This is a genomic window from Orbaceae bacterium BiB (assembly GCA_036251205.1).
Taxonomy (GTDB): Bacteria; Pseudomonadota; Gammaproteobacteria; order Enterobacterales; family Orbaceae; genus Orbus; species Orbus mooreae.
In genome coordinates this window covers 332,903-348,619 of record CP133958.1, presented here as the reverse complement: position 1 = coordinate 348,619, position 15,717 = coordinate 332,903, and the positions used below count along the sequence as shown (strand labels likewise).

The 15,717-nt window shown below is 33.3% G+C and carries 16 protein-coding genes; 11 read left to right on the top strand and 5 right to left on the bottom strand.

Features of this window, described 5'->3' with window-relative positions:
* Nucleotides 1-126: 126 nt before the first annotated feature.
* Together pta and RHO11_01555 are read right to left on the bottom strand one after the other, a co-directional pair.
* Complete coding sequence (gene pta, locus RHO11_01560; GenBank protein ID WVD61840.1) at nucleotides 127-2,271, bottom strand: phosphate acetyltransferase; 2,145 nt, start codon at nucleotides 2,269-2,271, stop codon at nucleotides 127-129.
* Between the two features lie 57 nt (nucleotides 2,272-2,328).
* A complete protein-coding gene (locus RHO11_01555; GenBank protein WVD61839.1) occupies nucleotides 2,329-3,531 on the bottom strand; it encodes an acetate kinase in 1,203 nt (400 codons plus the stop codon).
* Between the two features lie 224 nt (nucleotides 3,532-3,755).
* Between RHO11_01555 and yfbV the strand changes: the two genes are divergently transcribed.
* A complete protein-coding gene (yfbV, locus tag RHO11_01550) occupies nucleotides 3,756-4,190 on the top strand; it encodes a terminus macrodomain insulation protein YfbV (protein ID WVD61838.1) in 435 nt (144 codons plus the stop codon).
* Between the two features lie 31 nt (nucleotides 4,191-4,221).
* Nucleotides 4,222-4,758, top strand: coding sequence for a primosomal replication protein PriC (priC, locus tag RHO11_01545; protein ID WVD61837.1), 537 nt, complete (start codon nucleotides 4,222-4,224; stop codon nucleotides 4,756-4,758).
* 60 nt (nucleotides 4,759-4,818) lie between these two features.
* Here the strand turns inward: priC and RHO11_01540 are convergent, their stop codons facing one another.
* Nucleotides 4,819-5,796, bottom strand: a complete 978-nt coding sequence (locus RHO11_01540) for a DUF523 and DUF1722 domain-containing protein (protein WVD61836.1) — start codon at nucleotides 5,794-5,796, stop codon at nucleotides 4,819-4,821.
* A 272-nt stretch (nucleotides 5,797-6,068) separates the two neighbouring features.
* Here RHO11_01540 and RHO11_01535 point away from each other — a divergent pair, with 272 nt between their 5' ends.
* From RHO11_01535 to RHO11_01510, 6 genes are all read left to right on the top strand, one after another.
* On the top strand, nucleotides 6,069-7,244 hold the full coding sequence (locus tag RHO11_01535) for an EmrA/EmrK family multidrug efflux transporter periplasmic adaptor subunit (GenBank protein ID WVD61835.1): 1,176 nt from the start codon (nucleotides 6,069-6,071) through the stop codon (nucleotides 7,242-7,244).
* Between the two features lies 1 nt (nucleotide 7,245).
* Entirely contained in the window at nucleotides 7,246-8,766 is a 1,521-nt protein-coding gene (locus RHO11_01530) for a DHA2 family efflux MFS transporter permease subunit (protein ID WVD61834.1), read from the top strand.
* A 344-nt stretch (nucleotides 8,767-9,110) separates the two neighbouring features.
* Nucleotides 9,111-9,263 (top strand): hypothetical protein, encoded by a 153-nt coding sequence (locus RHO11_01525; protein ID WVD61833.1) that lies wholly within the window; start codon nucleotides 9,111-9,113, stop codon nucleotides 9,261-9,263.
* Nucleotides 9,260-9,439 carry a GNAT family N-acetyltransferase gene (locus RHO11_01520; GenBank protein WVD61832.1) on the top strand — a complete coding sequence of 60 codons (180 nt, stop codon included), beginning with the start codon at nucleotides 9,260-9,262 and terminating at the stop codon, nucleotides 9,437-9,439. Before RHO11_01525 ends, RHO11_01520 begins: the two co-directional genes overlap by 4 nt.
* 330 nt (nucleotides 9,440-9,769) lie before the next feature.
* On the top strand, nucleotides 9,770-10,735 hold the full coding sequence (gene cysK / locus RHO11_01515) for a cysteine synthase A (protein WVD61831.1): 966 nt from the start codon (nucleotides 9,770-9,772) through the stop codon (nucleotides 10,733-10,735).
* Nucleotides 10,736-11,083: 348 nt separating this feature from the next.
* A complete protein-coding gene (locus RHO11_01510) occupies nucleotides 11,084-11,293 on the top strand; it encodes a hypothetical protein (protein ID WVD61830.1) in 210 nt (69 codons plus the stop codon).
* A gap of 62 nt (nucleotides 11,294-11,355) precedes the next feature.
* On the opposite strand, the gene RHO11_01505 is transcribed toward RHO11_01510, so the two are convergent.
* A complete protein-coding gene (locus RHO11_01505; GenBank protein ID WVD61829.1) occupies nucleotides 11,356-12,300 on the bottom strand; it encodes a PilT/PilU family type 4a pilus ATPase in 945 nt (314 codons plus the stop codon).
* Nucleotides 12,301-12,322: 22 nt separating this feature from the next.
* Here RHO11_01505 and RHO11_01500 point away from each other — a divergent pair, with 22 nt between their 5' ends.
* The 3 genes from RHO11_01500 to zupT are packed head-to-tail and all read left to right on the top strand — an operon-like array spanning nucleotide 12,323 to nucleotide 14,458.
* Nucleotides 12,323-13,021 (top strand): YggS family pyridoxal phosphate-dependent enzyme, encoded by a 699-nt coding sequence (locus RHO11_01500; GenBank protein ID WVD61828.1) that lies wholly within the window; start codon nucleotides 12,323-12,325, stop codon nucleotides 13,019-13,021.
* A 45-nt stretch (nucleotides 13,022-13,066) separates the two neighbouring features.
* Nucleotides 13,067-13,630 carry a YggT family protein gene (locus RHO11_01495; GenBank protein WVD61827.1) on the top strand — a complete coding sequence of 188 codons (564 nt, stop codon included), beginning with the start codon at nucleotides 13,067-13,069 and terminating at the stop codon, nucleotides 13,628-13,630.
* A 30-nt stretch (nucleotides 13,631-13,660) separates the two neighbouring features.
* Nucleotides 13,661-14,458: a zinc transporter ZupT gene (gene zupT / locus RHO11_01490; GenBank protein ID WVD61826.1), complete on the top strand. Its 798-nt coding sequence runs from the start codon at nucleotides 13,661-13,663 to the stop codon at nucleotides 14,456-14,458.
* Nucleotides 14,459-14,502: 44 nt separating this feature from the next.
* On the opposite strand, the gene RHO11_01485 is transcribed toward zupT, so the two are convergent.
* Nucleotides 14,503-15,687 (bottom strand): M20 family metallopeptidase, encoded by a 1,185-nt coding sequence (locus RHO11_01485; GenBank protein ID WVD61825.1) that lies wholly within the window; start codon nucleotides 15,685-15,687, stop codon nucleotides 14,503-14,505.
* Between the last annotated feature and the right edge of the window lie 30 nt (nucleotides 15,688-15,717).

Here is a 15,717-nt window from a genome sequence, read left to right as displayed (position 1 = left end):
TTAAAAATTTAAGATATTTAAAGATACTAATTTGATAAAAATATTATCTTTAAAGACCCTAAATAAATATGAGGCGATATTATATCACCTCATATAATTAATGCTACTTCATACAATAACAGAATATTACTGTTGTGTCGCCTGAATAGCTGTTAATGCGATAGTATAAACAATATCGTCCACTAAAGCACCGCGAGACAAGTCATTAACAGGCTTACGCATACCTTGTAGCATTGGTCCAATAGAAATAAGATCAGCTGAACGTTGTACCGCTTTGTATGTAGTATTACCTGTATTTAAGTCAGGGAAAATAAATACGGTTGCCTGCCCAGCGACTTTAGAATTAGGCGCTTTTGATTTTGCAACATCAGGCATTACTGCCGCATCGTATTGAAGTGGACCGTCAATTAATAGATCTGGACGTTTTTCTTGTGCAATACGAGTCGCTTCTTTTACCTTCTCAACATCGGCACCTTGACCAGAATTACCCGTTGAGTAAGAGATCATTGCAACTTTTGGTTCAATACCAAAAGCAATTGCAGTATCAGCAGATTGAATAGCAATTTCAGCAAGTTCTTGCGCATTTGGGTCTGGATTAATCGCACAGTCACCATAGATGTAAACTTGTTCAGGCATTAACATAAAGAACACGGAAGAAACAAGTGAGCTACCTGGAGCGGTTTTAATTAACTGCAATGGAGGACGAATAGTATTTGCTGTTGTATGTACCGCACCAGAAACTAATCCATCAACTTCATTTTTTTCTAACATCATCGTACCTAATACGACATTGTCAGCTAATTGTTCTCTTGCTAAAATTTCAGTCATCCCTTTGTTTTTACGTAACTCAACTAATCGAGCAACATAATTTTCACGAATAACATCTGGATCTAAAATAGTAACATTTTTTCCTAATGTTACACCTTGAGATGCAGCAACATGTTTAACGCTATCTGGATTTCCTAATAATATACAGTTTGCAATTCCCTTTTCAGCACAAATAGCAGCAGCTTTAATTGTTCTTGGTTCATCACCTTCAGGTAATACAATTGTTTTTTGTGCTTTACGAGCCAATTCAGTTAATTGATAACGGAATGCAGGAGGAGATAAACGAATACTATTCGATTTATCTTGTTGTGCCAATGAACTAATCCAAGAAGAGTCGATGTAATCAGCAACAAAGTTTTGCGTTAAATCCAGGCGTTCTTTATCATCGACTGGAATTTCCAAATTAAAACGTTGTAAATTAATTGATGTTTGGAATGTATTAGTATCGACACCAAAAATAGGTAAGCCAGTATCAAATGCTGGTTTGCATAGATCATATACTTGTTTTTCGATATCATATCCGCCAGTTAATAGAACACCACCGATTTCAGTCCCATTCATAACAGCTAAAGAAATTGTTGTTAAAATATCGGCACGATCTGCAGATGTAACTAATAATGCATTAGGAATTAAATGCGAGATAATATTCGGTACACTACGTGAGCAAAATGAAATATGTTGAATACGTCGAGAACTGATTTCACCACGGTTAATAATTTTTGCATTAAGATGGTTAGCCATATCAATTGTACGACATGCAGATAAATTAATATTCCATGGAATACAGCCTAACACGGGTAATGGGCTATGTGGTTTTAAATCATCAATCGTGATTTTATTTGCATCAAATTTTGGCGTGTTTATGTTATAGATATCAACGACATCAGGTCTAACTAATGTTTGAGCATCTAACGGTGCATTCACTTTATTGAAAATAACACCGATAATTTTATCATTTTTTATACCACCGAAATTAGCACGCGCAATCTCAATTTTATCTTTTATTTGTTCTGGTTTATCACTACCCATTCCCATAACAAAAACAATTTCAGCACCCAGCGTTTTAGCAATACTATGATTTAACTCATTTGCAAATGGGTAGTGAGAAGTAGGAACAATACCTTCAACTAAAACAACTTCTGAATCTTTGCTGCTTTCAGCATAAAGTGCAACAACTTCTTCCATCAATACATCTTGTTGATTTAATCCTAACAATTTTTCAACATAACTCATTTTTAATGGTTTATTAGTTGGTATTGATGTATTACTTTGAATCAAAGCAGTCGTTTGATCTAAACGATCTTCACCTAAAGCAGATTGAGCAATTAATTTAAATAGGCTTATTTTTACACCTTGACGTTCCATCGCACGAATAACGCCTAAGCTAACACCTGTTAATCCAACATTTGAGCCGGTAGGAATTAACATAATTGTACGAGCCATTGTATATACTCCTTTAATATCAATCAAAAAAAACCGCCTGATTCAGGCGGTAATATCTTATGCTGTTAATCGAGCAGCATCTTGTGCAATAACGAGCTCTTCGTTAGTTGGAATAACTAGAGCACAACGAGTTCCCTCTTTGTTAATCGCACCACTCTTACCAAAACGAGCTGCAAGATTACGTTCTTGATCAAGTTCAAAACCAAGAATACTCAATTTTTTCATCACTTTCTCACGTACAGTTCCAGAGTTTTCACCGATTCCGCCAGTGAAAACAATAGCATCAAGACGACCATCAAGTAATACGCTATATCCACCAATATATTTAACTAAACGATGAACAAAAACATCTAACGCATTTGTTGCACCCTCATCTTTACCATAATGTTCTTCAACATAACGGCAGTCACTACTCACACCGGTTAACCCTAATAAACCTGATTTTTTGTTTAATAAGTTATTGATATCAGCAACAGACATTTTTAAATTATCGTGTAAGAAAAACATGATTGCAGGATCAATATCACCACTACGAGTTCCCATTACTAACCCTTCTAATGGCGTTAATCCCATTGAAGTTTCAACACATTTACCATTTTTAACCGCTGTAATTGATGCACCATTACCTAAATGACATGTAATAACATTTGTTTGTTCAACAGGTTTATTCAAAATTTTAGCAGCTTCACGGCTAACGTAGGCGTGGCTTGTACCATGAGCACCATAACGACGAATAGCGTGTTTTTCATAAAGCTCTTTAGGTAAAGCATATAAATAAGCTTCTTTAGGCATAGTAGTATGGAAAGCAGTATCAAATACTGCAACATTTTTATCTTTTAAGTGTGGGAAAGCAGCAAATGCTTCTTTGATACCAATCAAATGTGCAGGGTTATGTAAAGGTGCAAATGCAGCTGCATCTTCAATACCTTTTAATACTGAATCATCAATAATGACAGATTGAGTATATTTTTCACCACCATGAACAATTCGGTGACCAATTGCTTTAATATTAGCAAGTAATTCAGGCTTTTTGCTAAAAATATTTTTAACAATAAATTGTAATGCTTGACTGTGTGCTGCACCTGCACCTAATGATGCTTCGGACTTTTCACCATCTAACTTCCATTTAATTCTAGCTTCAGGTAGATTAAAACACTCAGCTAAACCAGAAATATATTCATCACCATTTACTGGATCGATAATGGCAAATTTTAGTGAAGAACTACCACAATTAAGAACTAGAACAACATTGTTCGACATATTAAACCCTTTTTTAAAATAAAAGAAATACACCAAAATGAATCATATTGGTTATACTGTTAAATAAAGTACTCATTAAATTAATCGAAATGATTAAACTTATTTAAAGATTTTATTTTTGATATCATCTACCATTGTAGATAAACTAGAATAATAAAACCTTAAAAAATTTATGCTCACTATTGTAAGACAATTAATAATCATTGTCGAGGAATCCTCAAATAATGAATTTGATAAAGTTATTTAAAACAGGACATACTTATATGAAAATTTGTGCTACAGATCAACAATTAGCACATTCATTCCCTGAAATTAAAGTAATTTTATATATAAAATTTGCTATGAAATATTTACCACCTTTAATTGCAGTTCTATTTATTTGGCAATATTATTTACAAACAGGTATGGTAAGTGCAATCATTGCCACTATTTTTGCGATTAGCATTCCAATACAAGGTATTTTGTGGTTAGGTAAGCGAGCAAATAGTCCATTACCGCTTAATTTATTACCTTGGTATTTAGAAACCCAACAAAAATTAATTAAAATAGGTATATTACCGTCAAAACCAATAAAAAAAGATGAGATGAATTTAATGGTATTTATGCGATTATACGACTTATCAAACCATTACTTAAATGATAACGATATAGGCAGTTAAGATTAGATAAGTCCAAATAAGGTAATATTTCGTGAATAAAAATGATGTTTTTTTAGCTAACCTCAATGACAAAATACAATCACTAACAGAACAGTTTGCGTCATTACCCCATATAAAAAGAAACTCCCCCTGTTTTGATGCCCAACTTTTTAATTATCAGGGTCCATTATTAAATGGTTATGAACCTTACTTATCAGAGTTAAAAACAAATTATCAAAAATTAGTTAATCTTGTTCATCGGGAATCTCCCCCACCAAATATTGAACTTATTGTTTATTTGTCTGAGCTTATTGTTTATCAATTGGAGGCAATGCAACGAGAACTTGCGACACTATCACTGCGTAATACAGAAAAGCTCCCCCACCAAAATGAAACACTTCATGAACAATATGTAAGAAATTCCGGTTATTTAAATCGCTTAGAATCAATGAGACATGAACTGGAACAATCTAATACGATAAATATAATCGAGAAAAAAAATCAACTAAAAATAATTGAAGAGAGATTAGCTCGTTGTCGCTATTACTTGTCTCAACTTGAACAAAGAATAGAAAATGATGAAAAGTAGCTTTTAATCAATAATATCCTCGATTCATCATATTAAATTATCTCTATTTTTTAGGTACCATTATTTCGGTAATGGTTCTGGATAATAGACAAAATAGTATTGTTCAGATAAATATTTATTGGGATATTGTATTAAATATGATTTTATACATGATATGACAGTCTGTAGTGACGTTTGTCCTTGATGATAACTTAAAATAGTATCTGTAAATGATTTTTTTTGATCTGCGGTTAAATAACGATTGAAATAACCCTGCATATGCATCAAAACATTTGTATGATTTTCTCGCGTTGCTGGCTGTGCTAACAACAGCATTAAACGGTTGCGATATTCAATAAAAAAATCATCCAAGTTATCCCATTCTGCTATTTTTGCAACAAATGGTCCTAATTGCCGATATAAAGGTTGCGAGTGAGCAAGTAGTAATAATTTATAACGACTATGAAATTCTAATAATTTATTACGATTCAAACCTTTATTTTTTAATTGGTTCAATTTATGTAGCGCAAATACTCGGATCATAAAGTGATCTTGACTTTCTGAATCCATAAGTTGCTGATTATCAATAATTGGAAGCCAGGGGTATGTATCACGTAAATGAGCAGTAAATATACCATCGGTAAAAGAGATAAACTCTAGACTATCATTATCCAATAATTTTGCGTTATTCAAACCACAACTTGGTGATTTTGCACAAACAATATAACCGCATAATGTACTTAATTTTGTAATTGTCTGTTGAGAGAATAGCCTTATTTGTTCATCAATAGCATCATTTCTACTCTCATTAAAACGGATAATAATCTGTTGGTTACGCAATCGATATAACCCAAGGGTCGGTCTAGGACTCGGTAAACCAATAGCCATTTCAGGACAAATAGCTAGATAATTGGCATAAGGTTGAAGACGCATAACTGCGAATTCTAATCGTTTATTGTTACCATCATATCGAACATTTTCACCTAATAAACATTTACTAATACCAATATTTAATCGATTTTTTTGTTCTAATACTAATGTGTTTTCTGTTTGACTCACATTAACACCTTCAATAAAAGCTAGTGCCCATAATCTACATAAAAAACAGAACATTGTATAGTGAAAAGTAAACTGCAAAAAAAACGAAAAATAACATTAAAAATGGTCATTTCAGACTTTAAAAGTATATTTTTTAACTAAAATATTTAATATGATGACAAAAAAGTAGATTAAGGCACCAATTAACTATTTTAATGACAATATTTACTGAGTACTTAATTAAAATAAAAATATTGATATAGGTCCGCCATTAAGAAGAGAGATAATTATTTATGGACACACAAACAAGTTCACTTAAAGATAACCCTGAGCGACGCAAAAAATGGATGCTAATTGCCAGTGGTATATTTATTTTATTATTAATTGGTTACGGCATTTATTGGTTTATCGATTTGCGTAACAATGTATCTACCGATGATGCCTATGTATCTGGAATACAAGCGCCAGTTATCGCTCAAACCAGCGGTAAGGTAACAAAAGTTAATGTTACAAATACCAATCTTGTTAAAGCAGGAGATATATTAATCGTATTAGATGATACTGATGCTAATCTCGCCTACCAACAAGCTAAAGATTCATTAGCCAATACGGTACGCCAAACACAAGCCTTATATATCGACTCAGCTGAGTATTTAGCTAAAATTAAATCAGCCAAAATTAGCTTATTACAAGCTCAACAAGACTATAATCGACGATTATCTTTAGGACGTAAAGATGATATATCAATAGAAGAGTTGCAACATGCTAAACAGACAATGGAAATTGCACAGCTTCAAGTTGAAATATCAATGCAACAGTATAATGCCAATCAAGCATTAGTTAATGGTGTAAACTTAGATCAACAACCCGCGGTTAAACAAGCAGCAGATAATGTCCGTCAAGCTTGGATTGCTTTACAAAGAACGAAAATTCGTAGCCCAATAACTGGATATGTAGCTAGAAGTAATGTCAATGTAGGTTCTCAAGTAGATAGCTCTTCTCAATTAATGGTTATTGTACCAACTGAACCTGTCTGGGTTGATGCTAATTTTAAAGAAACTCAATTACAAAATATTCGAATTGGACAATCTGTTACTGTGACAAGTGATCTCTATGGCGATGATATAACTTACACTGGACAGGTTGTTGGTATCAATATGGGTACCGGTAGTGCATTCTCATTACTCCCAGCTCAAAATGCAACAGGAAATTGGATTAAAGTTGTCCAACGATTACCTGTAAGAATTGAGCTAGATCAACAACAAGTGAGTCAATATCCATTACGAATAGGTTTATCGATGAATGTCACGATTAATACCAAAGACAGTTCAGGCAAAATCTTAGCAACCTCGCCAAGAACAACACCGTTTTATGTAAGTGAAGCTTTGATATTAAATTTGAATGATATAGATAAAGAAATCAACAATATTATCTTATCAAATACCTATCAAGATTCATTGGAGCAGTAAAATGGCAACAGTTCAACCGTTTAAAGGGGGAAAACTGGTTCTAATGACAATCGTGTTGTCATTCGCAACATTTATGCAAGTATTAGACTCAACAATTGCAAATGTTGCGATCCCAACAATTTCAGGATCATTAGGCGTATCGACGACACAAGGTGATTGGGTTATTACAGCATTTGGTGTTTCAAATGCTATTTCTATTGCCATTTCAGGCTTTTTAGCTAAAAGATATGGAGAGGTCAAAGTTTTCTTATGGGCAACAGGCCTTTTCACCCTATTTTCATTTTTATGTGGTATATCAGATAGCTTAGGAACATTAATTCTTTTTAGAGTTATTCAAGGTGCTGTTGCAGGTCCAGTAATTCCATTATCACAGAGTATTTTATTACGAGGTTATCCCCTTGCCTTACAAAAAATAGCGTTAGCTTTATGGTCAATGACAATTATTTTAGCACCGGTATTTGGACCAATATTTGGTGGATACATTAGCGATAACTATAATTGGGGATGGATATTTTTTATGAATATCCCGATCGGTATTATGGTAGTTATTGTCGGACTTCTTATCTTAAAGCCCATGGAGTCAACGGCTGTAAAATTACCATTCAATTATATTGGTTTAGCATTATTAACTGTCGGTGTAGGTTCTTTACAAGTTTTATTAGATCAAGGTCAACAGCTAAATTGGTTAGCGTCAAATGAGATAGTTATATTAGCAATTGTATCAGTAATTGCACTGACTTTTTTAGTTATTTGGGAACTGAATAATAAAAATCCTGTTGTTGATCTTTCATTGTTTAAGATGAGAAATTTTTCAATTGGTACTATTTCGACTAGCTTATCTTATATGGCTTATTTTGGTGCAATTGTTTTATTACCGCAACTTTTGCAAGAAGTTTTTGGATATACTGCGACTTGGTCAGGGATAGCACTTGCACCAATTGGCTTATTACCACTCATATTATCAACATACGTTGCTAAAATTAGTGATCATATCGATATCCGTTGGGTAATTACGACATCTTTTCTATTTTATGCGCTATGCTTTTTCTGGCGGGCTTATACTTTTGAAATAAACATAGATTTTATCGGTATAGCAATGCCTCAATTAATACAAGGTATCGCGGTTGCTTGCTTCTTTATGCCATTAACAATACTGACCCTATCTGGCCTACCCGCCGAGCGATTAGCTTCAGCATCTAGTTTAGCTAATTTTTTCCGTACACTTGCTGGATCAGTTGGAACATCGATTACAACAACTATGTGGGCGGATCGTGCATCACTACATCATGCACAGCTAACTGAATCAATTACACCATATAACCCAAATACTGTGGAATACTATCACGAGATGGCATCAAAGGGATTATCTGAATTACAAACATCAACCTATATTAATGAACAAATATCAGCACAAAGCTTAATATTATCTGCTAATGATATATTTTGGTTGTGTGGTGGGATATTCATCTGTTTAATCATTACAATTTGGTTAGCTAAACCACCTTTTAAATCAATGGGATAGTAAATAATTCATGCTAAAGTTAAGTTTATATATTTAACTTATCTTAATATAAGATATCAATTATAAATAGAGTATAAGTTTTATAAGAATATTTCTTTTTTAGTATGATTTACTATTATAGAAAATTAAAGGCTATTAACCATGTTTTAACTAAAAAACGCTCTAATTTTTATAACTCGTTAAATATCAGGATAATATTTGTCTATTTATTGATATAAAATAGGAGCATTAATTAGTTATCATATCCAAAATACAGCAATAAATTAAACATAGCATAAGTATCCATTGGTGTGATTTACGGATGTTTTGTACTACAATACTCGATATAGCGTAATGGAGAAAAAATGCAGATTAGAGCAGAGCTGACACAAGATATTTCATCAATTAGTCATTTACTAAAACAGGCTTTTGCTAATCATCCTTATAGTAATAACAATGAATATGTATTAGTTGAAAATTTACGAAGAGAACATTTATTAACATTCAAGTGGCCTTGATCGATAAAGAAATTGTTGGTTATATTGCATTAAGCCCTATAACAATTAATGATAAACCTTGCAATTGGCTAAGGCTTGCACCATTAGCTGTTTTACCAAAAAATCAAAAACAAGGTATAGGTAAAGCATTGATAAAAGAATCCTTAACACAATTAAAGGCTCTAAATATTGATTGATGTGTAGTGATAGGAGATCCTGAATATTATTCTCGAATGGGTTTCAAACCAGCATCGCCGCTAGTATATACAGGTGTTGAGGAAAGATATTTTATGAAATTAGTATTTAAGGAACAGCTGACTCAGTCTGGAGAAGTCAAATTTCATCCAATATTTGATGACAGTAGCCATTGATAATATCATCAGAAGGCAGACTGCTTATTTCAAATAAGTATAACCTTATAACAAATTATTAGTATCTTTCCCCTTAATTAAAGCTTTATAATTTTAACAATATATACAATATACTTAATATAATGACATCCATTGATACTATAAGAGGATTTTTTAATGAGCAGAATATTTGATGATAATTCACAAACGATAGGTCGAACCCCTCTTGTTCGTTTAAAACACTTTGGTAACGGTAATATATTAGCAAAAGTCGAATCTCGCAATCCTAGTTTTAGTGTAAAATGCCGTATAGCTTCCAATATGATCTGGGATGCTGAAAAGCGTGGGCTTCTGACACCTGATGTTGAACTTATTGAACCAACCAGTGGTAACACAGGGATCGCATTAGCTGCTGTTGCGGCAGCAAGAGGCTATAAATTAACGTTAACAATGCCAGAAAGCATGAGTATTGAGCGTCGTAAATTACTTAAAATACTTGGTGCAAACCTTATTCTAACAGATGCAGCTAAAGGCATGAAAGGAGCTATCGCTAAAGCCGAAGAGATTATTGCTAGCGATCCTAAACATAATCTAATGTTACAACAATTTAGTAATCCATCAAATCCAGAAATTCATGAAAAGACAACAGGTCCAGAAATATGGCAAGATACCGATGGTCAAGTTGATATATTCATTGCAGGAGTTGGAACAGGCGGTACATTTACTGGTGTAACACGTTATTTAAAGAAAACTCAAGGAAAGGCAATTACTGCTGTTGCAGTTGAACCATTAACTTCACCAGTAATATCACAAGCTTTAGCTGGTGAGCCTATCCAACCAGGTCCTCATAAAATCCAAGGTATTGGCGCGGGTTTCATCCCCGACAATCTAGATTTAAGCTTAATTGATTTAGTTGAAAAAGTATCGAATGAAGAAGCGATTGATACTGCACGTAAAATTATGGATAAAGAAGGAATACTTGCTGGTATATCTTCTGGTGCAGCTGTATTTGCCGCGGATAAACTAGCAAAATTGCCTGAAAATAAAGATAAAACAATTGTTGTAATTCTACCTTCATCAGGCGAACGCTATTTAAGTACTGATTTGTTTAATGGGCTATTTACTGATAAAGAATTAGCTTAATAGCGTTGATTATAATAAAAAAATAGTGCAAATATATTGATCTATATTAAAAAAAAAGATAATTTGCACGCTTTTTTATTTATCAATAAAAATATACATAATAACGATTAAACTTATAAGGAAAAGAAAACGATGTTAGAAGCTATTGTATTGATTATTTCTGGAATTTTAGCAGTCCCTTCATTAATTTTAAGTAAAAAACCTGATGCAAAGAATATATTAGATAAAATCACACATTATCAAGGTTAGATTGGCGTTGTTATATTCATTTGGGGGATCTGGAGCTTAATCAGTGTATTACTGAATGCCGGTTTACTTTTAGGTAATGGTTTAGTTGTATTATTTATTTTGATTCTAGCTATCGCTGTAGTTGAAGCGGTTTTAGGTTTTATTCTTGGATTTAATTTAATTAATACCTACGTTCTATCCAAAAATGCGAAATCAGAAGAAAAAGGTCAGCAACTATTAGCTAAGCTACTTCCATTACAAGGTAAATTTGGTATTGCTACTATAGTTTTAGGTGTTATTACTTTAGTCTTAATACTTGTTGTACTATAAGTATAATATCGATAAGACAATATTATTATGTAATAAAGATACCTTAAGGTATCTTTATTATTTTAAAAAAGCTGCATTCCATATTCTTTACCCATCTGCATAACAGATACTAACTGTTTAGTTTTTCCCTCTTGAATCAAATTACTTACAGCTGGAATATTAATTAATATTTCAAAAATAGCTTTTCGATGAGATTGATTACAAGCAATTAATTGTTGCGCGACAATGCATTGTAATGAATTAGCTAATTGAGTTCGAATAAAATACCTTGATTCATCAGGAAATACATTAATAATACGGTTGATTGTTGATATTGCAGAGTTTGTATGTAATGTTGCAAATACAATATGACCTGTTTCTGCAGCTTGTAAGGCGCCTTCAATAGTGACTTTATCTCGTAGCTCCCCAATTACAATAACATCAGGATCTTGCCGCAGTACCGCTTTTAGCCCATCAGAATAGCTATTACAGTGCATACCGATTTCTCGTTGCTGAATCAATGATTTTGTATTTTGATAAATAAATTCGATTGGTTCTTCTAATGTAATAATATGCTTATACTCATTCTGGTTAATGTATTCAATCATGGCAGCTAAAGTTGTTGATTTACCACTACCGGTTGCTCCAGTAATTAAAATTAATCCTTGATGCTTTAACGCCAATGATTTAAATATTTCTGGAGCACCAATATCATAGAAAGAGGGAATTATATTGTTAATAATACGTATGCAGGCTGAAATACCATTAGCTTGATAAAAAATATGATATCTAAAACGACCTAAATCCTGATGGGAATAAACAAAGTCGAGTTGTTTCTCCTTTTCAAATTTTTGTAATTGTTTATTTGATAATAATGATAGAAGTTTATTTTTCAAATCATATGTGTTTAATTTACAACCATCAAGCTGAGTCAAGTTACCATTTTGTCGAATAATCACATTTCCATCACCAGAAAGATGCAAATCAGATACATTTTGGGTTACACTAAATGCCAACAGAGATTCCATAAATAACCCTTAGTTTATTATTATGACAATTGAAACTAATTTACAGCATATACATTACGAAATTACTGAAATTTGCAGAGAGTGCGAAAGAGATCCCAGTAATATTAAGCTAATTGCCGTTAGTAAAACTAAACCCTGTTTTTTAATAGAACAAGCTATCGATGCAGGACAAACAATTTTTGGTGAAAACTATGTGCAAGAAGGCGTGGAGAAAATAAAATATTTTGCCGCCCATCGCCCAGATACTCACCTTGAATGGCATTTTATTGGCCCTCTGCAATCAAACAAAACCCGTTTAGTTACTGAACATTTCGATTGGGTACATACAGTAGATCGTATAAAGATAGCGCAGCGACTAAATGATCAAAGACCAACATTCTTAAATAAGCTGAATGTATTGATTCAAATAAATATTAGTAATGAATTGACTAAATCAGGAATCACACCTGAGCAATTACCCCAATTAGCTGCTCAAATGAGTAATTTGCCTAATTTAGTGCTGCGAGGCTTGATGTTTATCCCCAAAGCTGAAAATGAGTTTAAAAAACAGCGTGAAACATTTCTAAAAGCTTACGATTTATATTCCGAATTACAACAGAAAATAGCGGGAATAGATACTTTATCAATGGGCATGAGCGGTGATATGAATGCAGCTATAGCATCAGGTAGTAATACCATTAGAATTGGTTCGGCTATCTTTGGGGCCAGAGAATACAACTAAATTTTTTTATGATATAGTGCTTAAAGTCATATAAAGGAGTTATCCATGTCATCACCACTTTTTTTTATTATTAATACGCTATTGACGCTTTGTATTTATGCCTTCATTTTGCGAGCATGGATGCAGTATACACAGGTCAATTTTTATAATCCATTTACACAATTTATTATAAAATGCACACAACCGATCGTTGGCCCGTTAAGAAAAGTTTTACCACCAATCGGTAGTATTGATACAGCAACATTTCTAATTCTTTATATTATTGCGCTATTAAAATTTATTTTTTTAATATATTCAGCAACAACTTATCCTTTATTTAGTGGAATATATCTATTATGTGCACTACTTACTATAGTCTATTCGATTGGTAATTTAATTTTTTGGATGCTTATTGTCAGAGCAATACTAAGTTGGATAAGCCGTTCTTATTCACCTCTTGAAGAAGTGCTCTCACAATTAACTGAACCATTAATTTCACCAATCAGAAGAATTGTTCCCCCAATAGGCAGTATCGATATATCATTTATGATATTTGTTTTCGTGTTAATGATCCTAAACATGGTTGCAATGCATATATTTGGTCAATGGTGGTTTATTGTATCTCTATAATTAGTGCAACATAATCAAGGTATTACTTACATGATTTCTACGCCATTAATTTTAACAACACTAGCAGGTGCATCAACATTTATTGGCGCTATTTTAGGTATATTAACCAAAAAACCATCAGCTCGATTACTTGGTTTTTCTCTTGGTTTCGCAGCAGGTATTATGTTACTAATCTCATTAATGGAGATGTTACCTGCTGCACTTAATACTCCGTCTTTCTCACCTATTTTATGTTATTTAATGTTTATTATCGGATTAGTTGGTTATTTTACAATTGATCGCTTACTACCTCATTGCCATCCTCAAGATCTTCCTTGTGAAGATGGTGATTTTGAATGTATGAAACGTATTCAATCATCTACTGATAAAAATAAGTTAAAAAGAACAGCGATATTACTAACATTAGGTATCAGTTTACATAATTTTCCTGAAGGGATTGCAACATTTGTCACTGCCAGTACCAATATTGAATTAGGTTTTGGCATTGCAATTGCTGTTGCGATTCATAATATTCCCGAAGGATTAGCTGTTGCAGCACCAATTTATATTGCAACAGGTTCTAAATGGCAGGCTCTATTTTGGGCAAGTGTATCAGGATTCTCAGAAATTATTGGTGGGGCTTTGACTTATTTTATTTTAGGTGATTTCGTCTCCCCTGCCCTAATGGCAAGTATTATGGCGGCTGTTGCAGGAATTATGGTAGCTTTATCGGTAGATGAATTGATACCTTTAGCTAAAGAAGTCGATCCAAAACGTAACCCCAGCATAGGTATTTTATCTGGCATGACAGTTATGGGATTTAGTTTAATTCTACTACAATATTTTTAATATAAAAATAACCACGTAAACCTATTACGTGGTTTTTAGTATTTCTAGAAAGCTTGCTGATTCAAATATGCCCAAGCATATTGAGCATACAGCTCAGCGCCTCTAGCCATTGCATCTTCATCAATATTGAAGCAACCATGATGATGAGCCCATTGTGTATCTTTTTCTGGATTACCTGAACCTAATAAAGCAAACGCGCCAGGAATATTTTCAATATAATAACTAAAATCTTCACCACCTGTTGTTGGTCGTTCATTATATAATGATGATATACCGAATGCTTCGGTGATTACTTCTTGCGCTAATAATGCACTACGTTCTTCATTAATAACAGGTAAAGTACCGTACGTATATTCAACCTCTGCTGTTGCTCTATACATTGCTGCGACTTGATTAGCATAACGTTTAATTGCGGCAACAATCTTTTCACGTACATTGATATTAAAACAACGGACAGTCCCTTCCAATACTGCATTTTCTGCAATAACATTAAAACGAGTTCCAACTTCCATTCGGCCAATAGTCACCACTGCAGGCTCTAGTGGATCAACTTCTCGAGAAACAATCGACTGAACATTCATCACAAATGCTGAAGCAACCATTACGGCATCAACGGTATCATGTGGCATAGAACCATGACCCCCTTTACCTTTAAATTTTATCTTTAATAAATCAGCAGAAGCAAAACTTGGACCGACGACACAAGATACTTTATTTACAGGTGTTTGAGACCATATATGCATACCAAATACATTATCAACACCATCAAGTACGCCTTGTTGAATCATCACTTTTGCGCCTTGTGCAATCTCTTCTGCTGGCTGAAATACGAAACGAATATTACCTGTGAGATCATCTTTAATTTGGTTAAGGACTTTTACCGCAGTTAGCAGCATAGCAGTATGAGAATCATGACCACATGCATGCATTTTGCCATCTATTGATGATTTATAATCGATTTTTTGATTTAACTCTTGTACAGGCAAAGCATCAATATCGGCACGAAGCAGAACCGTTTTTCCAGGTTTACCACCTTTAATCTCACCAATAATACCTGTTGGTTCTGTTCTTCTATATATTACCCCAATTTTATCAAGTTCATCAGCAATCCGATTAGTCGTTCTAATCTCCTCAAATGGTAATTCAGGATGTCGATGTAGATCACGACGAAACGCAACCATTGCTGTATGATATTTTATTACTAGTTCACTTATTCTTAAATTAATCACTTTTATACCTCTGTTAATGCTGTAATCATT

Bases quoted from the DNA above. Each gene is read 5' to 3' on its own strand.
- pta (WVD61840.1), bottom strand. From the start codon at position 2,271: ATGGCTCGTACAATTATGTTAATTCCTACCGGCTCAAATGTTGGATTA.
- RHO11_01555 (WVD61839.1), bottom strand. From the start codon at position 3,531: ATGTCGAACAATGTTGTTCTAGTTCTTAATTGTGGTAGTTCTTCACTA.
- yfbV (WVD61838.1), top strand. From the start codon at position 3,756: ATGAATTTGATAAAGTTATTTAAAACAGGACATACTTATATGAAAATT.
- RHO11_01535 (WVD61835.1), top strand. From the start codon at position 6,069: ATGGACACACAAACAAGTTCACTTAAAGATAACCCTGAGCGACGCAAA.
- RHO11_01530 (WVD61834.1), top strand. From the start codon at position 7,246: ATGGCAACAGTTCAACCGTTTAAAGGGGGAAAACTGGTTCTAATGACA.
- RHO11_01525 (WVD61833.1), top strand. From the start codon at position 9,111: ATGCAGATTAGAGCAGAGCTGACACAAGATATTTCATCAATTAGTCAT.
- cysK (WVD61831.1), top strand. From the start codon at position 9,770: ATGAGCAGAATATTTGATGATAATTCACAAACGATAGGTCGAACCCCT.
- RHO11_01505 (WVD61829.1), bottom strand. From the start codon at position 12,300: ATGGAATCTCTGTTGGCATTTAGTGTAACCCAAAATGTATCTGATTTG.
- RHO11_01500 (WVD61828.1), top strand. From the start codon at position 12,323: ATGACAATTGAAACTAATTTACAGCATATACATTACGAAATTACTGAA.
- RHO11_01495 (WVD61827.1), top strand. From the start codon at position 13,067: ATGTCATCACCACTTTTTTTTATTATTAATACGCTATTGACGCTTTGT.
- zupT (WVD61826.1), top strand. From the start codon at position 13,661: ATGATTTCTACGCCATTAATTTTAACAACACTAGCAGGTGCATCAACA.